Origin of the sequence: Pseudoalteromonas sp. 1_2015MBL_MicDiv (assembly GCF_002407505.1) — a bacterium.
Lineage (GTDB): Bacteria > Pseudomonadota > Gammaproteobacteria > Enterobacterales > Alteromonadaceae > Pseudoalteromonas > Pseudoalteromonas fuliginea.
Genome location: NZ_CP012738.1, coordinates 738,967 through 761,019, shown reverse-complemented (window position 1 = coordinate 761,019; position 22,053 = coordinate 738,967). Strand labels below are relative to the sequence as shown.

The window sequence follows — 22,053 nt, the reverse complement described above, 5'->3', positions numbered from 1 at the left end:
TTCAGACTAAGTCATTAAACATTAAAGCGATACAATTGTCACTGAACTTTGCAAAGCACGTAATAATTTACCTATATAAGGTTGTTATATAAGCAGTTGCGATTTGCGTCCATGAAAAACGGGCTTGCTCAGCACCCTTTTTTACTTTATGCCACTTTTGAGGTTCTTGCTTTTTAATTGAGAGTGTTTCGTCTAAACAGGTGATTAAATTACTAGTTTGAATGACTAATGTGTCGCCACTAAAACTAAAACCATTTTCATTATGCTGAACGGTGTCTTTTAATCCGCCAACACTATGCACCAAGCAAGGCTGTCCCGCTCGCATTGCCAGCATTTGACTTATACCACATGGCTCAAACGAACTTGGCATTAAGAACAAATCACCTAGTTGATACATTAAATCACCAACACCTTGACCATAACCTTGCAAAAATAAAAGGTTAGAATTGCGTGCCATTGCTTTAGTAAAAAGACTTTCAAGTTCTTTGTCACCCGAACCTAAAACAATGAATCGACCACCGTATTTATTAACTAGTTGGCAAACGTTATCAATCGCTAAAGTACCGTTCACCTGCTGGCACAACAACAAGACTTTTTGCTCTGTAAGTCGGCCTACACTTGTTACTAATGGGCCATTATTTGCTGCTGCTTTAAATTGCTGTAGTCGCTGGTGCGCAATATAATAACCACTTTGAAGCTGTTTATCGTTACTCATCCAGCTAAATAAAGTGTTCTCTATTTTTTTATATAAAGTATTTAAGTCTGCATTTTCATTTGTTAACTTAGGATACTCACAGCCATTTAAAATACCAACCAGCTTGCCTTGTTCTGCCGCATTTTGCAGATCTTGCTCAAGCCCTTCGCCGCCAAAAAAACCATGTTCATAATTACTTGGTTTAAGTACTTCTTGGCTATAGGTTGGTGATACAACATGTACTTTATCGCATAGGTTAATGGCACTGCGCATTGGGTTAAAACAATGCGGGTAACGTGGATCACATAAATGTTGACCGTTATAACTAAGCGAAGGAAACCATGCTTCTAGACTCGAGTCATCGTGCTTAAAAGGCCTTATTCCCTGCAGCGCTATGTTATGTACAGTGTAGGCTATATGTATGTTATTTAGTGCGCTATAACGTGGCTCAAATTTAATTAAAACGGCAACACACGCGCTGTGCCAATCATGCAAATGTAATGCATTAGGGCGTGTAAGTACCCCTTGTAATAATGCCTCACAAACTGCGGCATTAAATAAAGCAAACTTGGTTGCATCCGTGGCAAATGGCCTACCGGGTGCATCGTTGCAGTAAACAGTGCCAGATTCACTAAACAATGGGTGGCTAATAACAATTTGGCTGACATTACTTTGCGTTTGTCGTACTTTAAAAAGTGTTAAAACATGTGGCTGTGCATTAAAAGCAACCGTTACTTCACCGAGATAAATACGCTCAATAAACGCAAAGCCGTAATCAGGAATAACAACATCTACAGTTACACCTTGCTCTGCCAACGCCTTTGGTGCATCACGCACTACATCAGCTACTCCACCTACTTTAGCGCCTGGTAACGCGTCGTTCTCTGCTGCAACCATTAATACATGCATTAATTTACTACTTCCTTTAACCTAATTAGCCTGCTCAATAAAGAGCAAGCCTTGTTGTCATGCTTAAAATTAGTTAGCTAGTTTATTTAAGCTAACTTTTTATTTTCATTTGCTTGGCGCGCAAGCTTTTTTGCAAGCTCAGTGAGCATATCACGGGTCACGAGTACGATGCCTTTTTTAGACACTCTAAAGCCATTGTCTTCATCTGTCTTACGATCAAAACCAATTTCTAGTCCTGCTGGTATCTCACAGCTTCTATCTATTATCGCCCGCTTAATTTTGCAGCCTCTATTTATAATTGCACCAGGCAATATAACTGACTGCTCTATCTCGCAAAATGAACGAATATGTACATTTGAAAACAATAAAGACTTTCTAACAGCAGAGCCCGAAATAATACAACCACCAGAAACTGTTGAGTCTAAGGCCATTCCGCGCCTATCATCGTCATCAAAAATAAATTTAGCGGGCGGTAATTGTTCCTGATAGGTCCAAATTGGCCACATCGGATCGTATAAATCAAGTTGCGGCTCAGGCATTACCAGTTCCATATTAGCTTCCCAGAATGAATCTAGTGTACCTACATCACGCCAATAAGGTTGCCCTTCTTGGTTTGGATCTCTAAATGGGAAGGCAAATACGTTATGCTCTTCTATTATCGCTGGAATAATATCGTGGCCAAAATCGCGACCAGAGCCTTCATTTTCAGCATCTTTTTTGAGCTGTTCGAACAAAAATTCGGTGTTAAATACGTAATTGCCCATTGAAGCTAAACACGTACCTGGCTTACCAGGTACTGAACTTGGCATTGCAGGCTTTTCGTCAAAACGGCAAACACGATTTTCCTCATTAACGGTCATTACACCAAAGGTATCGGCGGCTTCTTCTACGGGTACTTCGATGCAACAAACAGTCATGTCGGCGCCATTTTCTACGTGCTTAGCTAAAAGAGCACCGTAATCCATACGATATACATGATCGCCCGATAAAATCATCACATATTTTGGTAGTTCATGACGAATAATATCTATATTTTGAAAAACAGCATCGGCGGTTCCACAATACCAATCATCGCCTTGACGCTGCGATGCAGGTAGAATTTCAACCGACTCTCCCAATTCCTTTTTAAAATGCCCCCAAGCACGGTTAACGTGCCTAATAAGTGAATGAGACTTATATTGTGTGGCAATACCAACGCGCCTAACGCCTGAGTTAATACAGTTAGATAACGGAAAGTCGATTATTCGATGTTTACCACCAAAGTAAACCGCAGGCTTTGCTCGCCAGTCAGTCAGTTCATGCAGGCGTGAACCGCGACCTCCAGCCAGTATTAGTGCGTAAGTTTCTCTGGTTAGGCTGCTTATATAACGATTTTCGTAGTTGGGCATAATACTCTCTCCATTTAGTTTTTGCTGTTAGTGGTATGACTTTTAGTTGTCGTTAAGTCTGTTGCACTAATGTTGAGGGGTTCTAAATGCCAAATGTCGTCACTGTATTGGCTTATGGTTCTATCACTTGAAAACATGCCACTGGCTGCTGTATTTAAAATACTAATTTGTGTCCAGTAGGCTTGATCAGTGTAGGTCTTCTCTACTTGTTTTTGAGCATCAACATAGCTTTCAAAATCATGCGCGACCAACCAAGGATCGTTCGGGCTCTTAATCGCATTGATCACGTCATCAAATAAGCATGGTTCGAATAAATTAAAATGGCCACTTTCTAAAAGCTGCATTACGTTTGCCAAGTCACTATTTTGTGAAATTAAATGCTCTGGATTATAACGTGATTTAATATCATCAATTTGATGTGCTTGAGCACCAAACAAAAAGAAATTATCAGCACCCACGGCATCTCTAATTTCAATATTTGCGCCATCAAGTGTACCTATCGTCAATGCACCATTCATCATGAACTTCATGTTACCTGTACCTGATGCTTCCTTACCTGCGGTAGACACTTGCTCTGACAAATCGGTTGCAGGGCAAATAACTTCCATTGCTGTTACGTTATAATTTGGTAAAAATGCTACACGTAAATACGGTGCTGCTAATGGATCTTTATTAATAACCTCAGCCACATTGTTGATTAGCTTAATAATTTTTTTAGCCATGTAATAGCCTGGCGCTGCTTTACCACCGAGTAATACACAACGCGGAACAAGCCCTTGCGTATCACCGCGACGAATACGGTCATATAGATGAATTACATGCAACACATTAAGTAGTTGGCGTTTGTATTCATGAATTCGCTTAACTTGTACGTCAAACATCATCGATACATCGAACTCAACACCGCAACGCGCTTTGACTAAATCAACAAGGCGTTGTTTGTTTTCGCGTTTAGCTGATTGCCACTGAATATGAAAGGTTTGGTCATCAAAAAATCGACGTAGTTGACTAATTTGTCTAAAATCGCCTACCCAATCGTTACCAATTTTTTCACTAATTAATTTGCTTAGAATAGGGTTGCAGTGAGCAAGCCAACGACGTGGTGTTACGCCATTTGTTTTGTTATTAAACTTATCTGGCCACAGTGCATAAAACTCTTTAAACAAGCCTGCTTTTAGTAACTCAGTATGAAGTGCCGCGACTCCATTTACGGAGTAACTACCGACTATTGCTAAATAAGCCATACGAATTTGCGGCTCATCACCTTCTTCAATAAGCGATAGCGCTCGCTGTTTGTTAACATCCCCTGGCCACTGCTGTGCAACTTGGGCTAAAAAACGTGCATTTATCTCGTAAACTATTTCTAAAATACGCGGTAATAACCTTGCAAACAAAGATACTGACCACTTTTCAAGTGCCTCAGGAAGTAAGGTATGATTTGTATAGGCCATTGTTTTAGTAGTAATTTGCCAAGCATCTTCCCAATCAAGTTCGTAATCATCAATTAAAATGCGCATCAGCTCTGCAACAGCAATACTTGGATGCGTGTCGTTTAATTGAAACACATGAAAATCAGAAAAATCAGAAAAACTCTCACCGTGTTGTGCAACCCATTGATCAACAATATCTTGAATACTCGCAGACGATAAAAAATACTGTTGGCGTAACCTAAGTTCTTTACCATTTTCGCTACTGTCGTTTGGGTAAAGCACCATAGTAATTTGTTCAGCTAGATTTTTTTGTGCTACAGCTTCTGAGTAACTACCAGCATTAAACTCAGTTAGATTAAATTCATCTGTCGCTTCTGACTTCCACAGACGAAGTGTATTAACAATATTATTTTTATAGCCAGGAATTGGTACATCATAAGGCACAGCTAATACATCGTGCGAACTCATCCATTGACGATGCTCTCGGCCATATTTATCTGTATAGCTTTGCACATAGCCACTAAACTTAACGCGCTTTGCATGCTCTGGAGCACTCAGTTCCCATGGATGTCCTTCACGAAGCCAGTTGTCGGGTTGTTCTATTTGATTTCCGTCATTTATAGACTGATTAAACATACCGTATTCGTAACGAAGGCCATACCCAATGACAGGCAGGGCCAAACTTGCACAGCTATCTAAAAAACAGGCCGCTAAACGCCCTAAACCACCATTACCTAGCCCTGCATCATGTTCGGCATCTTCAAGCGTTTCGACTGTTGTACAATATTCTTGTAATGCAGAAGCAACTTGATCATCTAAATCTAGATTTAAAATAGCGTTACCCAGTGCTCGTCCCATTAAAAACTCAAGAGAAAGATAAGCCGTTTTACGGCGCTTTTGCTGTCTAATTTGTTGATTGGTTTCTCTGCAACGAGCAACAAGTCGATCGCGAATAGTGAGCGCTAATGCATGATATAAATATAACTGTGATTCGCCGACCTTATCTCGGCCGAGGGTGTAATAAAAGTGACGTGTTAAATCATCTTTTAACGTACTTTCATCAATAACAGGGCCTTCTTGCCAACCCTTTACTACACACACTTGTTCATCTTGCTTAGCCATGACCTACTTCCTCTAAATTTGAACTGAAAACCCAGCTACTTTGTGCAGAAATTTCAACCATCGCATCGTTGTTACTACTTACAGATGCATTATTTACACTTGATAAAACCATTTGCCAAGGCGCACTTATTGGAGATTGCGGCAATTGGCAGGAAATTACTTTTTTACTCGCATTAAAAATTATTAAAAGTGCATGTTTATTTTGCTTATCGAGCAAGCTGTACATTAAAAACTGACGCGTATTTTCATGCCAATGCGCGTCAGTCATAGTTACACCTTCTTCGGTAAACCACCTAACTGTAAAGCGCTCATCAATATCATCTAAAAACACACTGTGTTTAAACGCACTGTGGGCACGTCTTATTTTTAGTGCATCGTCTATAAAACGAGTCAATGTATGATTTAATTGTGAGTCTTTCCATGCAAGCCAACTGGTACGATTATTTTGGCAATAAGCATTATTATTTCCCCCTTGCGAGTGCGCTATTTCACTTCCAGATGAGAGCATAGGAACTCCTTTGGACAAAATAAGCGTAAGCAAAAAGTTTTTTTGCTGTTGCAAGCGAAGCGCTGTTATTTTGGGATCATTTGTAAATCCCTCTACACCACAATTAAAAGAATGATTAGCGCTGTGACCATCTCGATTTTGCTCACCATTTGCCTCATTGTGTTTTTCTTCGTAACTAACTAAGTCAGCAAGCGTAAAACCGTCGTGACTCGTTATAAAATTTATACTATTGAGCGGACCGCGCTCACTGTGCTCGAAAATATCAAATGAGCCATGTAAACGTTTGGCAACGGTGGCAATAATGCCTTCTTCACTTTTCCAAAAACGCTTTATTACATCACGATATTGGTCGTTCCATTCACGCCAAGGTGCCGGAAAAGCGCCTAACTGATAGCCACCAGGGCCTATATCCCACGGTTCACTAATAAGCTTTACTTTGTTTAAAATAGGATCTTGGGCAACCGCTTGTAAGAAAGTATGAGAAGCGCTAAACCCAGATTGAGAACGCCCTAAAATAGTCGCCAAATCAAACCTGAAGCCATCAACTCCCATTACTTCAACCCAATAACGAAGACTATCGAGTACAAGTTGTAATACACGAGGGTGGTCAATATTAATCGTGTTACCGCATCCAGTATCGTTTATATATAAATCTGGTCGATCGCTTACAGTGCGGTAATAAGCTAAGTTATCAAAGCCTCTAAGTGACAATATTGGGCCATCATTACCGGCCTCTGCGGTATGGTTGTAAACAACGTCGATAATAACTTCAATGTCGGCCGCATGAAGCTCTCGCACCATTTGCTTAAACTCATTTATATCGTCTTTAACCAAGTAGTCATTATGAGGTGTAAAAAAGTTAAGCGTGTTGTAACCCCAATAGTTTTGCAGCCCTTTACCCGTTAAAAATTGTTCACTAATAAATGAATGAACAGGTAAAAGTTCCACAGCTGTAATACCAAAGCTCTGTAAGTGTTCAATAAAACTGGGATGACTTAGTCCTAAAAATTTCCCTTGTAGGTACTTAGGAATTTCGGGATGACGGCACGTTGCTCCTTTCACATGGCATTCGTATATAACCGTATTTGACCATCTATGGTTTGGCTTTTTATGCGCGTACAACACAGGTGCTGCTACTTTTGACTTAGGTATATCAATCGCATTATTTACGGTGCTTTTAGTGCCGATTGGCATTTGCCCATAATGACGCTCACTCCAAGTAAACTCACCAAATAAGTCTTTTGCGTAAGGGTCTATTAATAGTTTGTTTTCGTTAAACAATTGACCGTGCTTAGGGTTATATTCACCCTCTACTCTAAAGCCATACAAAGCACCTGTATTTAAAGGAAATATATGAATACTCCAAATGCCGCCTTCGTTAATGCTCATTGCCACCTTTAATATTTCTGAATGGCCACTTTTGTCAAATAAACATAAATAAGCTTGAGTTGCTTTTGGCGCATAAAGTGCAAAATTTACACCGCCGTCAGTAACACTTGAACCTAAGGGTTCAACTTGGCCGTGAGTGACTTCAAATTGATTACTCATCTTCGACCTTTTGTAAATAAATAGTAGTTAAACCACCAATGGCAATAGAAATGCTTTGAGCGAACCCATGATTAGGGCTGTCGAAGGTAGTAACTATCTTTGATTCGTTTTGTGTAACGTCTATCCCTGAGCCAAAATAATCGGTTTCATCTGTATTTAAAATTACTTTATAGCGGCCTTTATTTGGCACACCAATGACGTAATTTTGATAAGACTCTGGAGTGAAATTAGCTATAACAACCACTAAATTTCGTGCATTTTTGGCATACCTTACAAAACTTAAAATACTTTGATCGTTATTGTTGTTATCTATCCAATCAAAGCCTGCTGCACTTGTGTCAAGTTCGTACAAAGCAGGTTGATTTTTATATACATGATTGAGTGTTTTAATTGTTTGTTTTATACCATTGTGACTTTGATGCTCTAATAAGTGCCAATCAAGCGAATGATCGTGGCCCCACTCAGTGCGCTGAGCTATTTCACAACCCATAAACAATAATTTTTTACCTGGATGCGCCCACATAAACGCATAATAAGCTCGAAGGTTTGCGAACTTTTGCCAATCATCCCCTGGCATTTTTTCAATAAGTGAGCCTTTGCCATGCACTACTTCGTCGTGACTCAATGGCAGTATGAAGTTCTCACTAAAGGCGTATACCATCGAAAAGGTTATTTCGTGATGGTGGTGCTGTTTGTAAAGCGGATCGCGTTGCATATAGTGCAAACTATCGTTCATCCAGCCCATATTCCATTTATAGCCAAACCCTAAACCGTTATGCTCAACACTTTGTGTAACACCTGGCCATGCAGTTGATTCTTCGGCTACCATCATGATGCCAGGGTTGTTTTTATAACTTCGTAAATTAACCTGCTTTAGGCACTCGATTGCACCAAGGTTCTCACGTCCACCATAACAATTAGGGATCCATTCACCTTCTTTACGGCTGTAATCTAAATACAACATTGAAGCCACTGCATCTACTCGTAAACCATCAAGCCCAAATTGGTGTAACCAATACATTGCATTAGAAATCAAAAAGCTTTTAACTTCAGGGCGATCGTAATTATAAATATAGGTATTCCAATCGGGATGAAAACCTTGACGCATATCGGCATGTTCGTACAAATGAGTGCCATCAAAACGATGCAAACCATGCGGATCACTTGGAAAATGCCCAGGTACCCAGTCGAGTAAAATACCTAAATTTGCTTTATGGCATTGCTCTACAAAATATTTAAAACTGTTATAGTCACCAAAACGGCTAGTAGGTGCAAATAAACCAACGGGTTGATAGCCCCACGAGCCATCAAACGGGTATTCACTGATAGGCATAAGCTGTAGGTGGGTGAAATTCATTTCAAGTGCATAGCTAACTAGCTTGTCAGCAAGCTCTACGTAACTTAAATAACGATTATTTTCAGCGCGTTGCCATGAGCCTAAATGCACTTCATAAATACTAATTGGTGCATCAATATGGTTACGCTTTTGTCTATTTTTTAAGGCCTGTTCATCAAGAATTATAGGTTCTGGTTTGTATTGCAATACACTGGCAGTACCGGGGGCTTGCTGCATTTTAAACGCATATGGGTCTGCTTTTTCAAACACGTCTCCACTTTGTGCGGTAATTGCAAATTTATAGCACATGTCAGCTTTAAGGCCTGGTATAAATAATTCCCATACACCACTTGCAGGATGAAAGCGCATAAAGTGACGATTAGCTTGCCAAAAATTAAATTCACCAATAATTGATACACTTGCTGCATTTGGCCCCCACACACAAAAACGCACCCCCTCTACATTTTGTTGAGTGCTAAAATGTGCACCAAAGTGTGAGTATGCATGCTCTAAACTACCTTCGTTAAATAAGTACATTGCCTGTGTATCGAGCGCAGTGTCAAAACTGTATTCATCGTAAAACGTAACGGCTGTATTTGTGTATTCAACATCACATTGATATGGCGCGCTTGGCAATGTTTTTAGCTTTGCAATAAACAAATCACTTTGCTTGTATCGCACCGCTTTTATTTTTTTACCGCCAAGGTTAATTACAACATTCAACGCAGTGGGTAAGTAAAGTCGTAACTCTGTGTCTGTGTTTGTTAGTTTATGTGCCCCAAGAAAGCTAAACGGGTCTTTAAAACGACCTGCGCTTAACGCTTGTACTTGATCATCATAACTATTAAAAGAAGATCCAATATTATCTACTGCTGAGCTACTCATTAACCTTTCCTTATTGAATCTATTGCAGCTAACAAAGAGGCATTTTTACTAAAAATCTCTTCGCAAGTGTGTGTTAAAACACGCCGCCAATTGGGATACTCGGTATCAGTTCCTGGAATATTCACACTGTAAAGCTGCTCATCTAAATCATCTATTTGCAGCGCAAGTAATCGTGATTGCGACTTTGCTAAACATAAGGCAAGTGATTTATAAACGTCCATTGCATTAGCTTGTAGGTTAAGTTCATTTGTTTGATTGGCATTAATAAAGCGCAATAATCGCTCTTGCTCTTTTACACGTTGGTGGGTTAAGTCGTTGCATTGCTGCTCGTTAATTAAACTGTATTGCTGCTTTATATCTAAATCATCGTGTTGCCACCAGCCCATAAAAGGAGGCACATCGTGATTGGCAATCATTAATAAGCAACGTGATGGTAAATCGTTAACCAATAAAAATTCATCATCGTGCTGTTTTTCAAAATAAAATAAGCTGTTACAAAAAATACCGCTAGAGGCTAAAGCATCTCTTACCTCAGGGGGACTACACCCAGATCTTCGCCAATAACAATACTTTGATTAATATGCGATTCAATTTTTAAAATTGCGAGTAAATGCTCAAACGGATAATAAACATAACAGCCATCTTGTTTACCATTCGTTTCAAAACACCACCATAAACGCCTAATAGCCATTACATGGTCAATTCTGAGACCACCTACATTTTGCATATTTGCGCGAATAAGTGAGCGATAAAACTCGAAGTGATTATTGCTAAGACTGCGAGGATTGAGTGCCGGAAGCCCCCAATTTTGACCTGCTTCAGCCCATGGGTCTGGCGGGGCACCAACACTTGCCTCTTGGCTAAATAATGATTGCTGATTTTTAAATTCGGCCCCATCGCCAGCACACCCAACAGCTAAATCGTTGATTAAACCAATAGCCATTCCCAGCTCTATACAACTTTTTTGACAAAGTGCTAACTGTAAATACGCTTGCCACTGCAAATAATAGTCAAACGTTAAATTATCTGATTCAAGGGTATTTAGCGTACTTGTATGAGTGTTACAAAATGCTGTAAACGCTTGTCGACGCTCATTACTGGCAGTTAATTCAAACTGACTATAAAGCGCTTTAAATAACGTATATTTAATACGACTTACGTTTTCGTAATTTATAAATTGATCATTGCTTTGCATGAGAGAAATAACATCATCACTTTGCATTAAAGCATTTAGCTCTGCATTGTTATTAGCGTCGTCACATAAATCAATGGCAATATATAAAGGGTTTAGCAAAGCACGACTGTTAGGGCTATAAGGACTTGCTCGCTCTGGCATATCGGCAAATAATAAATGAAGTGGATTAAGTAAAATATAATCCATGTTTTGCGCACTACATAAATGAGTTAACGATAATAAATCGCTAAAATCGCCAACACCTAATAGCGCTTTATTTTTTAAAGTATAAAGCTGAATAGAGAGCCCTGTACGCTTTATATCATCTACTTGATATACTTGTTCAGGAACAGACCAAACCTGTGTATTTGAAAATTGCTCGCCTACTTTTATCGTTGCATCATAATATCCAGCTGGGATAAAAGGTAATTCAAGCGCAACCTCAATATATCGCACGCCATGCAAGTAATATTCACCTGTGACAGGTAAATCACGCATAGTTTGAAATGCCAAGTCAAGACCAAGCGCCTCTACTTTTATGCCTACACATAAATGCTGTTGACGCTCATCTATACGAATCTTTAAGGTATTTTCAGGCCATTCAAGCAAGCTAACACGCGGAACTAATTGCTGCCAAGTAGCTGCATCTAATTCATAGTTAAGATGCGCTATTTGATTAGCATCGTTAGTGTCAATACCACAGCACTGTAAAGCTTGCTTTCGTGTATCGTTGCTAAAAACAACCTGTTCACCAGTGTATTTAGTGAATTCATAACCAATGCCATGCAGGTAAAATAACTGCGAAAGAGCGTCCATTTATTGGCCTTAATTTATACGTTGCGTATTCACTATGCTATTTTCTGTGCCAAATGTATTACCAATGTAACCGTCGGCTTGGTGGTCGTTATCCCAAATATCTCCATTGATTAGATAACGAAAATGGAACTGCTGATCAATAGGAAGGCGTTGCTTACACTTAAAAACGCCCTGTTTTTTATTGAGCTTCATTGGCACTGGCTGCCAATCATTAAATTCACCTAGCAAACAGACTTGCTCTGCCTCAGGGTGAGTGAACTCAAAAGTAACTTCAGCTTCATCTTTTGTTTTAAAAAAACGTTTATTCAACATAGCAGGCTCCAACTAAACCATAAAGGGTAATTAATCTTTGCCACAGGCCATACAACTAAACAAAAAGGCGATGTGGATTCCATTCAAAATCATTAAACACGTTGTAAGTTAACCAAAACTTTATTTACGCATTATTACAGTGCAGCAATTCTTTTTTTTGCACCTAAAAAGTGCAGTTAGTATCTAAACATTCACTTTTGTAAAGCTCAATATTATAGAGCAATATTTAAACCAACTAGACGTGCCACACTTTATTTATTGTCTAAACTTTTATTAGTACCAAACATGAAATAATTCAAAAGTATTACTTAAACTTATAAAATTCTTTTGTTATGCGCTTTTATAAACGATAATAAACCGCATATTAATACTTTGAAATATCATAATTTTCATGTTGAAAAAAAGCATTCTAATAACTATAGCAATCACCTTTTTAATAATAGCCACACTTATTGGTTCTTCAATCTATACCCTTTATAGCAAAAAAGAAATCTCAGTTGATCCTAAATTAAAAGAAATATCAGGTATAGAATTTGATAAGCAAAAACGCCTATGGGCTATTAACGATGGAGGCAATGAACCCAAACTATATAGGCTCAATAAAGATGGCTCTATCGCCAAAGAAATCTTAGTTGAAAATGCCAAAAACATAGACTGGGAAGATATGAGTCAAAACAAGTTTGGGCATTTTTTCCTAGGTGATTTTGGCAATAACAAAAACGATCGCAGATGGCTCACTATTTATAAAATAGAAAACCCAATAGATATAAAAACAGATATAACTCAAGCAGAAATTATAAAGTTTACCTACCCAGAAATGGATGGAAGTCCAATAAAACCCAATAATCGAAATTTTGATTTAGAAGCATTTGTCGCGCTTGGCCGTCATTTATATTTATTTACTAAAAACCGCACTGAACCGTTTGATGGTATTACTAAGGTATATAAAGTGGGCGATCACGCCGCTAACTTCAAAGCTGAGTTAATCGATTCTTTCAAAACATGTACTACATTAGAAAAACTATGTTGGATAACATCAGCAGCCTTAAGTCCAGACCGTAAAAAATTGGTATTACTTGATTCAACCAGTATTTGGTTATTTGAAAACTTTGAAGGTGATAAATTTTTCTCTGGTGATGTATCAAAAATAGACCTAGGGATTGTTACTCAAAAAGAGGCTGTTACGTTCTTTGACGACAACACCATTGTATTTACCGATGAAGAGTTTAAAGGTATTGGCGGTAATGCTTACTTTATTAAGCTTGATGAAGCCAAAAAAGAAGTTATAAGAAAAAAGCCTACATCAGAAAAAATACTTCCGTAAAATAGTGTTAGCGAAGCTAAAGTTCTAAAGCTTAGCTAACTTATGTGAAATTTATCGAATTAGTTACTCTTTTCGTTTGACGAATGGAGTGATTTTTCTACATCAACACCTAAAATCAACACTCCAATATGACTATTATTATCATCTATAACAGGAAAACTTAGCTGTACTTGAAAATGATGTGTTGATGCATCATATGTAACGCTATCAAAGTTAAAGTCTTTTGACTGTTCAAAAATATTAGTAAACTTACTTTCATCTCCTTGCCAGTAATCACTGGTTAGCTTACTTATTGCTATATTTTTTCCTTGGCTATCAGTCAGTATAAGCTCAGTAACAACACCTTTAAATTGTGATTGCCATTTTTTAAATACTTTAGATAACGGTAAATCAAGCATAGTTAACCCATCAGCATGCTCAACGTGTTTATTTTCTTTTATCCATAGCTGGTCTCGTCTCTTAATTTCGGGCTCATTCAAAGGAGACTCATTACTTATTTGAACTTGCTCTACTAAACTAGGTAAGTTTAATAAGGTTTTAGCGCTCCTGTACAGCCTATCAAGTATTTGCTTTTCTTCACTTTTTGATAGTAAAAATGGAGCTTGCGCACAAGTATCTATATTTTCATCAAACTGCTGCAAAAATTTAGGAAAGCGTTTAATAAGTGAATGCGAAGCAAATAATCCCAAAGGTACATATCTAAAAAATTCTCTTTGATACTCGTCTTCATTAATGCCTAGCTTAGAGGCTGCTAATTCAAAATCATCTAAATTAAGTAGGATTCTATCAATCCGTTTATGGTGCATAACATTTACTATTTCTTCTAATGAATTTACTTCCACCTCAGCAATAATATTCTGAGTTTTAAACCAATTTGCTTGATAACTTCCTCTTACTGCACCATAACGCATTTTATTTTTTGGTTTATTAATGCTCTCTGGGTGAGTAAACCAGTACCAGCTTTCTAAAAAGATGGGAGATGATATGCGTCCATAAGCCTTCATTTCAGGCATTAAATGGGTTGTGAAATATCCATCTAAGCGATCTAACTTTACCTCTCGACGTGCACGTAACCATGGCAAGATTTTCAGCTGAAAAGGGGTTCCCATTTCAAATAAAATACATTCGACTTGGTTGACTGCATTATTAGGTGCTGTGGTGGGTAAATTTGTCCCTAACTGGATAGGCTCAGTTAAACCTAATAAGAGGGTAAAAAAATATGCGGGCATAATCCATAATAAATAATGTACAAATTAAAATGAGTATAGTCATGCATATTAAAAAAGCATAAATTCTCCTTACGAAATTTTTTATCTTGTCAATGGCTTTAATATTTAAATCTATGATCTATATGATCCCCAGCATTAAAACTGGACACAATACTAAGCAATGTTCTTTAGTTCAAATGTTTCTGAGCTGAGATAGCCATTCGCACTATGCCTTCTTGTTTTGTTGTAATAAACTTCAATGTATTCAAATACTGCTTGGCGCATTGTTTTCCTATCCATAATTGGCTCCCCATGAATAGCGTCGACTTTCAATAAGTAAAAGAAACTTTCTGCGCAGGCGTTGTCCCAACAATTTCCTTTTCTACTCATGCTTTGCTGTAATTCATAATTTTGCAGCTAACAGAACCGCTTCTTGTTTAAATTCAGTCGTATGAGTTTTACGTGGTTTCTTTGTTTTCATAAGTACATCTATGATTATTGTACTTACTTAGGGGCTGTTGATCTTTGTTTGAATTTAGTGCGCAAGCGGTGATCTCGTATAAAATACAAGTATAGTTCATTTAGCTGTTGATAGTTATGGCTTACCAATTGAATTTATTATTACTGGCGGCGATGTTTATGATAGTAAAGTGGCAAATGAACTGATTGAATTATTGCCCCAAGGCGATTTTGTTATCGCAGACAAAGGCTATGATAGGAAGCCATTAGAAATAAGGTTCGAGAGAAAAACTCAAGCCCAGTGATCCCTAGAAAGAAAAACTCAAAACAGGTAATGGTGATATTGATTGGTGCTTATATAAATATAGGCATTTAGTTGAAAATGCCTTCGCAAGGCTAAAGCACTTCCGTGCTATAGCGACAAGGTACGATAAATTGAAATTACAGTTTGAGAGTATGTTAGCACTGGCATGTGCAATGATTTGGCTACCAATGTGAAAGATCAACAGCCCCTAGTCGTGTGTCTAAAAATAATGGCAGGGATCACCCTTCTATTATTAACCTAAAGTATACCGAGTGTTCACTTAAAGACTAAAAACAAAAGAACTCAACGACTCTAGCGCTTAAATTTGGTTTCTAAAATAACAGACGATGTTGTACGCTCTACCCCATCAAGATTACCAATATCGTCTAGTAGATGACTAAGTTGCTCCAAATTTTGTGCTTGAACTACCGCAATTAAATCAAACTCGCCACTTATGGCATAAAGCTGTGAAATAGCGTCAATTTGTTTTAGTTCTAAGTTGGTTTTAGTGGTGAGCTTTTGCTTTACTTTTATTGATACATGCGCCGATACCATTTTGTTTAAATAGTCATCTCCGTAGTCTACGCTATACCCTTTAATTACCCCGCTTTCTTCTAACTTTAACATTCTACTTTGCACTGTAGAGCGCGACAGGTTCAATAGTCTGGCAAGGTCAGAAATACTCGCGCGTGCATTTGTTTTTAGTATCGATAATAGCTTTTCGTCTTGTGGAGTTATCATAATGGTTATTTATTTCGTTATTTTGCCTTTTATTCTAATCATTTTTCACAAAATAGCACTGCAATTTTAACTGCGAACCTTCGATAATAGTGTCCTATAAAAAATAATAACGTGTTTGCTCAAGAATAACGGCTATATTCTTCTTTAATTTAGCAACTAATCTTTTATCTAAGCCCATTTAATTTAGGTGTACAAAAATGCAAGTAACTAGAGACTTATTTAACGACGTAATGGTACCAAACTATAATCCATCAGCAATCATTCCAGTTCGTGGTGAAGGTTCACGCGTTTGGGACCAAAACAACAATGAGTTTATTGATTTTGCCGGTGGTATTGCAGTTAATTGTTTAGGTCACTGTCATCCTGCATTAGTAAAAGCACTAAAAGAACAAGGTGAAAAAATTTGGCACTTATCAAATGTTATGACCAATGAGCCAGCACTTCGTTTAGCTCAAAAAATGGTTGAAGCAACATTTGCTGATAAAGTTTACTTTGCAAACTCAGGCGCAGAAGCAAACGAAGCAGCGCTTAAGTTAGCTCGTCGTTATGCATTGGACGTATATGGCGCTGAAAAAACGCAAATTATTGCCTTTAATAAAGGTTTTCATGGTCGCACATTCTTTACAGTAACTGTGGGCGGGCAAGCGGCTTATTCAGACGGCTTTGGCCCAAAACCTGCTGACATAGTACATTGTGATTTTAACGATATATCGGCATTTGAAGCGCTGATCAGCGATAAAACATGTGCTGTTATGATGGAACCATTACAAGGTGAAGGCGGTATAATCTCACCAACAGATGACTTTGCTAAAAAAGTACGCGAACTTTGTACTAAACATAACGCGTTACTTATTTTTGATGAAGTACAAACGGGTGTTGGTCGCACAGGCGATTTATATGCTTATGAAGGTCTAGGGGTTGTTCCTGACATTTTAACAACGGCAAAAGCATTGGGTGGTGGTTTTCCAATTGGCGCTATGATCACACGTACACCGATTGCTGAGCATTTAAAAATTGGTACTCACGGTTCTACTTATGGCGGTAATCCGCTAGCTTGTGCTGTAGCTGAAGCCGCATTTGATACAGTAAATACACCAAACGTACTAAACGGAGTTAAAGAGCGCGAGCAATTATTCCGTGACGGATTAAACGCAATTAACGAAAAATACAACGTATTTAGCGAAGTACGTGGTAAAGGCTTATTAATTGGCGCAGTACTAAATGACAAATTTGAAGGCCGCGCACGCGACTTTTTAGTAGCCAGTGCTAATAATGGTTTGATGAATCTTGTAGCGGGTATGAATGTAATTCGCTTTACACCGTCTTTAGTTATCCCGTTTGAAGATATTAAAGAAGGCTTAGCGCGCTTTGAAAAAGCCGTTAGCGACGTAGTAAACGGTTAATATAGTTTAAATTAGCACGCCTACAGGCGTGCTATTGGAGCAAGCAATAAATGCAAGTATTACGTCCTATTACTGCCAATGATTTTGACGCGCTTAAACAAATAGCGATTGAATCCGGTCATGGGTTTACCTCTTTACCTGTGGACGATGCACAGCTTAAAGAAAAAATTGAACGTGCTGAAAAAAGCTTTGCCAAAAACATTAACCAGCCACTTGATGAAAGCTATTTATTTGTTTTAGAAGACAGTGAAACAGGTGACGTTATTGGCACAACCGCTATAGAAGCTGCGGTAGGTTTATCGGTGCCTTTATATCATTATCATTTAGGTAAAACAGTACACCACTCGCCTACTTTAAATGTATATAACACCGTTGATATTTTAAGCATGTGTAACGACTACACAGGTTGCTCAGAAATATGCACATTATTTTTGCGAGAAAATAGCCGCAAAGGTTTAACGGGTCGATTTTTATCACGTTCACGCTTTTTGTTTATGGCTCAGCATAGCGAGCGTTTTGCCGATACCGTTATCGCAGAAATGCGCGGTGTTAGCGACGAAGACGGTCATTCTCCTTTTTGGCAATGGCTGCAAGAGCACTTTTTTAGTATCGAATTTCCACAAGCGGATCACTTAGTTGGCTTAGGCGATAAGGTATTTATTAGCGAGTTAATGCCTAAATACCCTATTTATGTGAACTTACTTAGCAAAAAAGCCCAAGCAGTTATTGGACATGTGCATGAAAAAACAAAACCTGCACTAAAGTTATTAGAAAAAGAAGGTTTTGAGCACAGAGGCTACGTTGACTTATTTGACGCAGGCCCAACAGTTGAAGCAAAGCTTGGAAATATTCGCAGCATTCGCGACTCTCAAGTTTGCCCTGTTACGATTGGCGAGCTTGATCACATATCACAAAATAGCTCTGATACGCTGGCTGTATGTAATCAAGGCGTAAGTGGCTTTAGAGCAATATTTACCAAAGAAGCACATTACAATCATGCAAAACATACCCTCGTCATTAGCCAAGATGTGGCTAATGCGCTTAATTTAAGCCAAGGAGATGCAGCGCGATTTTTCCGCCTGTAAATAATTTATGAATACACACCTAATAAATAATCAGTGGCATGCAGGGCAAGGCCCAGCATTTGAGTCAATCAATCCTAGTAATGGCGATGTAGTATGGCAAGGTAATGGCGCAAACGCCCAGCAAGTAGATTCTGCTATAAAAGCAGCCAGAGCCGCGCAATTACAATGGGCAGACAAACCACTTAAAGAGCGTATCGCCATTTTAGAAAACTTCGCAGCACAATTAAAAGAACACAGCGAAGAATTTGCTACTATTATTGCACGCGAAACGGGTAAGCCATTATGGGAAACCCGCACCGAAGTGGGCGCAATGACAGGCAAAGTAGCTATATCTGTAAAAGCGTACCATGAGCGTACAGGTACAACCGAAAACCCAATGCCCGGTGCTAAAGCGTTTATTAGACACAAACCGCATGGCGTTGTGGCTATTTTTGGCCCGTATAACTTTCCGGGGCATTTACCAAACGGGCATATTGTTCCTGCAATTTTAGCCGGTAACACCGTGATATTTAAGCCATCAGAACTAACGCCGCACGTTGCAGAATTTACCCTCTCACTTTGGCTAAAAGCGGGCTTGCCAGCTGGTGTTATTAACCTTGTGCAAGGTGAAATTGAAACAGGTAAAGCACTTGCATCTCATAAAGACATAGATGGATTATTTTTTACTGGTAGCTCAAACACTGGTCACTTACTACATAAGCAATTTGCAGGACACCCAGGCAAAATATTAGCACTTGAAATGGGCGGTAATAATCCTCTTATTGTAAAAGATGTGAGTGATATAAGCGCCGCTGTGCACGATATTATTCAATCAGGCTTTATTACCTCAGGTCAGCGCTGTACGTGTGCACGCCGCTTATTTATTGAAAAATCGCTCAATGGCGATGCTATTTTAGAAAAGCTAATAAGCGCAACTAAAAACATAGTTGTAGACGACAGTTTTGCTACAGAGCAGCCTTATATGGGTGCAATGATAAGCGAAAAAGCAGCACTGGGTATGGTTGCCGCGCAAAGTGAATTAGTCTCAAAAGGCGCGCAAATCCTTGTTGAACTTAAGCAATTAAAACCAGGCACAGGTTTTGTAAGTCCAGGCATTATTGATGTAACAAGCATTACCGACATGCCAGATGAAGAGCATTTTGGGCCGCTAATTAAAGTGTATCGTTACACCGACTTTGACAGTGCAATTATTGAAGGCAACAACACAAGCTTTGGTTTATCTGCAGGTTTACTTAGCGACAGTGAAGATGATTACACTCACTTTTTAAAGCGCATTCGTGCCGGTATTGTTAACTGGAACCGCCCCATTACAGGAGCCTCTAGTGCAGCTCCATTTGGCGGTATTGGCGCCAGTGGTAATCACAGAGCAAGTGCCTATTACGCCGCCGATTATTGCGCATACCCTGTAGCATCTGTGGAGTCAGATAAAGTGAGCTTACCGCAAACCCTAGCGCCGGGCTTAGTAATTGAATAAGCAATAAAACCAAATTTTAGATTTAAGGACTTAACATGCATACTGATGTAAATACATTATTTGAGAACCTTTGGGAAAACTATTTAAACGTAACTCCATCGGCAGATAAAATTCATGACCTTTTAGGTTCAACGCAAAAAGATGACATCATTAACGATCATATTGCGCTGCGTACATTTAATATAGAAAAAGTGAGTCTTGAAAAGCTCGCCGCTCACTTTTTAGCAATTGGTTACAAAGAATGTGGTGAGTACCACTTTGAAGCTAAAAAACTTTACGCAAAACACTATGAGCATAGCGATCCTAATCAGCCAAAAGTATTTATCTCTGAACTGTTAGTAGAAAAATGCTCGCCAGAGTTACAAGCCATCGTGACAGATATGGTAAGTCAAATTGACGAAAGTGCAGTTACAGCAGACAACTTTTTATATTCAGGCACGCATTGGCAAGTAAGCACCGATACTTACAAACAACTGCTAGCTGAAAGCGAATATGCAGCGTGGATGTCGGCGTGGGGTTACCGTGCCAATCACTTTACCGTAAATATTAATACGCTTGCTAAGTTTGATAACATTCATGATGTTAACCAAGCTCTAAAAAATGCAGGTTTTTCGCTTAATACATCAGGCGGCGAAGTTAAAGGCTCACCAGAGGTGTTACTAGAGCAATCGTCAACACTTGCTGATGAATACTCAGTTACCTTTAGTGACGGTGATATGAGCATTCCTAGCTGCTTTTATGAGTTTGCTATTCGTTACCCTAAAGCAGACGGCGAGCTTTATACTGGTTTTGTTGCAGCCTCTGCTGACAAAATATTTGAAAGCACCAACGCTCGATAATAAAATTCAAAATTTAGTACAAAAAAGCCCGAAAGGGCTTTTTATAAAGACAACACTGGAGATACTTGGTATTTTTAAAGAAAAAGGCATAAATATGAAGTTTTTTAAAATATGTATTCTTATCAGTTTATTAGTTACACCTTCTTTAATTTATGCGACCCCCTCCCTTACTATTTTATCTTATTCGTATTTTTCAGATGAAGATGCCGATTCAAGGGCCCGCGAACAATACTATAATTTTTTTCAGCCAATTTTGAACACGTACTTTGATACCGTTTTAACGAGAACAAATCATGCTCGATTAATTAAACGTTTATCGACTAAAGAGGCTGTTTGTAGCTTTAATTTAATAAAAACAAAAGCTCGAAACAAACAGCTTGTCTTTTCTCAAATTCCAACTTATATGCATCAGCAACGCAAATTATTCGGTTTCAAAAACACTTTAAAAGATTTACCTGCAAAAGTTTCTATTTCAAAATTACTTAATAACAAATACACCTTTGCCATAGTTAGTTCAACAAGTTATCAACAATTAGATGCGATATTTTCGGATTATAGAACCCAAGTAGCAAAAATAACAGGCGCAAACAGCTTTGCTCAACTTAGCCAATTATTAATTCATAAACGTGTTGATATGATCATCGATTATGAAAACACTATGAAAATGAACTTAACAGATACGCAATTTTCTCAGCTAGAAAGTCGAGACATTAGTGAATACCCCGAGTTTATAAATGGGTACTTTGCTTGTAGTAAAACTTCAGAAGGAAAAAAAGCAATCGCCTTAATTGATAATTACATGAAAACACCTGCAGCCTATGATTTTTTAAAGCAGACTCACCATAATTCGACTTCGCCAGAGGTAGCAGAGCGGATGATGGCAATATATAAAACTACGTTTAATATAGCTCAACACAAATGAATATTAAGATTTGAAACTTAGTTAACCTTCATCTGACCCCTGTTTCTTGTCATGTTCATATAACCACTTGACAATTAATAATTAACTTCAAGAATTTTTAAGAGTCACCTACGAGGGACGTTTTACTCTTTGTTGCCGGCATGAGTATAACGGCGAGAGCCGAACGCGAAAG

14 protein-coding genes and 3 pseudogenes are annotated in these 22,053 nt (G+C 38.5%); 7 read left to right on the top strand and 10 right to left on the bottom strand.

What is annotated here, in order from left to right; translation table 11 throughout:
• Positions 1 to 67 precede the first annotated feature (67 nt).
• The 7 genes and pseudogenes from AOR04_RS20875 to AOR04_RS20845 all read right to left on the bottom strand — a co-directional run bounded on the left by AOR04_RS20875 (position 68) and on the right by AOR04_RS20845 (position 12,122).
• Positions 68 to 1,603, bottom strand: coding sequence for a glycogen synthase (locus AOR04_RS20875; RefSeq protein ID WP_096794568.1), 1,536 nt, complete (start codon positions 1,601 to 1,603; stop codon positions 68 to 70).
• 86 nt (positions 1,604 to 1,689) lie between these two features.
• On the bottom strand, positions 1,690 to 2,991 hold the full coding sequence (gene glgC / locus AOR04_RS20870) for a glucose-1-phosphate adenylyltransferase (RefSeq protein WP_008137132.1): 1,302 nt from the start codon (positions 2,989 to 2,991) through the stop codon (positions 1,690 to 1,692).
• A 14-nt stretch (positions 2,992 to 3,005) separates the two neighbouring features.
• Positions 3,006 to 5,543 carry a glycogen/starch/alpha-glucan phosphorylase gene (locus tag AOR04_RS20865; protein WP_096794567.1) on the bottom strand — a complete coding sequence of 846 codons (2,538 nt, stop codon included), beginning with the start codon at positions 5,541 to 5,543 and terminating at the stop codon, positions 3,006 to 3,008.
• Complete coding sequence (gene glgX, locus AOR04_RS20860) at positions 5,536 to 7,599, bottom strand: glycogen debranching protein GlgX (RefSeq protein ID WP_096794566.1); 2,064 nt, start codon at positions 7,597 to 7,599, stop codon at positions 5,536 to 5,538. The genes AOR04_RS20865 and glgX overlap by 8 nt, the downstream gene beginning before the upstream one ends.
• Positions 7,592 to 9,820 carry a 1,4-alpha-glucan branching protein GlgB gene (gene glgB / locus AOR04_RS20855; protein ID WP_096794565.1) on the bottom strand — a complete coding sequence of 743 codons (2,229 nt, stop codon included), beginning with the start codon at positions 9,818 to 9,820 and terminating at the stop codon, positions 7,592 to 7,594. Before glgB ends, glgX begins: the two co-directional genes overlap by 8 nt.
• Positions 9,820 to 11,810: pseudogene (gene malQ / locus AOR04_RS20850) on the bottom strand (4-alpha-glucanotransferase). Before malQ ends, glgB begins: the two are co-directional and overlap by 1 nt.
• A gap of 9 nt (positions 11,811 to 11,819) precedes the next feature.
• A complete protein-coding gene (locus AOR04_RS20845) occupies positions 11,820 to 12,122 on the bottom strand; it encodes an isoamylase early set domain-containing protein (RefSeq protein WP_007376355.1) in 303 nt (100 codons plus the stop codon).
• A 391-nt stretch (positions 12,123 to 12,513) separates the two neighbouring features.
• Here AOR04_RS20845 and AOR04_RS20840 point away from each other — a divergent pair, with 391 nt between their 5' ends.
• Positions 12,514 to 13,446: a hypothetical protein gene (locus AOR04_RS20840; protein WP_096794564.1), complete on the top strand. Its 933-nt coding sequence runs from the start codon at positions 12,514 to 12,516 to the stop codon at positions 13,444 to 13,446.
• Between the two features lie 59 nt (positions 13,447 to 13,505).
• Here AOR04_RS20840 and AOR04_RS20835 read toward each other — a convergent pair whose 3' ends face one another.
• Complete coding sequence (locus tag AOR04_RS20835; RefSeq protein WP_096794563.1) at positions 13,506 to 14,675, bottom strand: cache domain-containing protein; 1,170 nt, start codon at positions 14,673 to 14,675, stop codon at positions 13,506 to 13,508.
• A 153-nt stretch (positions 14,676 to 14,828) separates the two neighbouring features.
• A pseudogene (locus AOR04_RS20830) lies at positions 14,829 to 15,062 on the bottom strand (IS3 family transposase); the annotation flags it as partial.
• A gap of 155 nt (positions 15,063 to 15,217) precedes the next feature.
• Here AOR04_RS20830 and AOR04_RS21985 point away from each other — a divergent pair.
• A pseudogene (locus AOR04_RS21985) lies at positions 15,218 to 15,611 on the top strand (IS5 family transposase); the annotation flags it as partial.
• A gap of 118 nt (positions 15,612 to 15,729) precedes the next feature.
• On the opposite strand, the gene AOR04_RS20820 reads toward AOR04_RS21985, so the two are convergent.
• On the bottom strand, positions 15,730 to 16,158 hold the full coding sequence (locus AOR04_RS20820; protein WP_007376357.1) for an Lrp/AsnC family transcriptional regulator: 429 nt from the start codon (positions 16,156 to 16,158) through the stop codon (positions 15,730 to 15,732).
• A gap of 197 nt (positions 16,159 to 16,355) precedes the next feature.
• On the opposite strand from AOR04_RS20820, the gene AOR04_RS20815 reads away from it, so the two are divergent.
• The 5 genes from AOR04_RS20815 to AOR04_RS20795 are packed head-to-tail and all read left to right on the top strand — an operon-like array spanning position 16,356 to position 21,881.
• Positions 16,356 to 17,561: an aspartate aminotransferase family protein gene (locus AOR04_RS20815; RefSeq protein ID WP_096794562.1), complete on the top strand. Its 1,206-nt coding sequence runs from the start codon at positions 16,356 to 16,358 to the stop codon at positions 17,559 to 17,561.
• 50 nt (positions 17,562 to 17,611) lie between these two features.
• Positions 17,612 to 18,646 carry an arginine N-succinyltransferase gene (gene astA / locus AOR04_RS20810; protein ID WP_096794561.1) on the top strand — a complete coding sequence of 345 codons (1,035 nt, stop codon included), beginning with the start codon at positions 17,612 to 17,614 and terminating at the stop codon, positions 18,644 to 18,646.
• A 7-nt stretch (positions 18,647 to 18,653) separates the two neighbouring features.
• Positions 18,654 to 20,120 carry a succinylglutamate-semialdehyde dehydrogenase gene (astD, locus tag AOR04_RS20805; RefSeq protein WP_096794560.1) on the top strand — a complete coding sequence of 489 codons (1,467 nt, stop codon included), beginning with the start codon at positions 18,654 to 18,656 and terminating at the stop codon, positions 20,118 to 20,120.
• A 35-nt stretch (positions 20,121 to 20,155) separates the two neighbouring features.
• Positions 20,156 to 20,959, top strand: a complete 804-nt coding sequence (locus tag AOR04_RS20800; RefSeq protein WP_096794559.1) for a DUF1338 domain-containing protein — start codon at positions 20,156 to 20,158, stop codon at positions 20,957 to 20,959.
• Positions 20,859 to 21,881 (top strand): hypothetical protein, encoded by a 1,023-nt coding sequence (locus AOR04_RS20795; protein WP_232525551.1) that lies wholly within the window; start codon positions 20,859 to 20,861, stop codon positions 21,879 to 21,881. Before AOR04_RS20800 ends, AOR04_RS20795 begins: the two co-directional genes overlap by 101 nt.
• Positions 21,882 to 22,053 lie beyond the last annotated feature (172 nt).

Bases quoted from the DNA above. Each gene is read 5' to 3' on its own strand.
- AOR04_RS20875 (WP_096794568.1), bottom strand. From the start codon at position 1,603: ATGCATGTATTAATGGTTGCAGCAGAGAACGACGCGTTACCAGGCGCT.
- glgC (WP_008137132.1), bottom strand. From the start codon at position 2,991: ATGCCCAACTACGAAAATCGTTATATAAGCAGCCTAACCAGAGAAACT.
- AOR04_RS20865 (WP_096794567.1), bottom strand. From the start codon at position 5,543: ATGGCTAAGCAAGATGAACAAGTGTGTGTAGTAAAGGGTTGGCAAGAA.
- glgX (WP_096794566.1), bottom strand. From the start codon at position 7,599: ATGAGTAATCAATTTGAAGTCACTCACGGCCAAGTTGAACCCTTAGGT.
- glgB (WP_096794565.1), bottom strand. From the start codon at position 9,820: ATGAGTAGCTCAGCAGTAGATAATATTGGATCTTCTTTTAATAGTTAT.
- AOR04_RS20845 (WP_007376355.1), bottom strand. From the start codon at position 12,122: ATGTTGAATAAACGTTTTTTTAAAACAAAAGATGAAGCTGAAGTTACT.
- AOR04_RS20840 (WP_096794564.1), top strand. From the start codon at position 12,514: ATGTTGAAAAAAAGCATTCTAATAACTATAGCAATCACCTTTTTAATA.
- AOR04_RS20835 (WP_096794563.1), bottom strand. From the start codon at position 14,675: ATGCCCGCATATTTTTTTACCCTCTTATTAGGTTTAACTGAGCCTATC.
- AOR04_RS20820 (WP_007376357.1), bottom strand. From the start codon at position 16,158: ATGATAACTCCACAAGACGAAAAGCTATTATCGATACTAAAAACAAAT.
- AOR04_RS20815 (WP_096794562.1), top strand. From the start codon at position 16,356: ATGCAAGTAACTAGAGACTTATTTAACGACGTAATGGTACCAAACTAT.
- astA (WP_096794561.1), top strand. From the start codon at position 17,612: ATGCAAGTATTACGTCCTATTACTGCCAATGATTTTGACGCGCTTAAA.
- astD (WP_096794560.1), top strand. From the start codon at position 18,654: ATGAATACACACCTAATAAATAATCAGTGGCATGCAGGGCAAGGCCCA.
- AOR04_RS20800 (WP_096794559.1), top strand. From the start codon at position 20,156: ATGCATACTGATGTAAATACATTATTTGAGAACCTTTGGGAAAACTAT.
- AOR04_RS20795 (WP_232525551.1), top strand. From the start codon at position 20,859: ATGAGTTTGCTATTCGTTACCCTAAAGCAGACGGCGAGCTTTATACTG.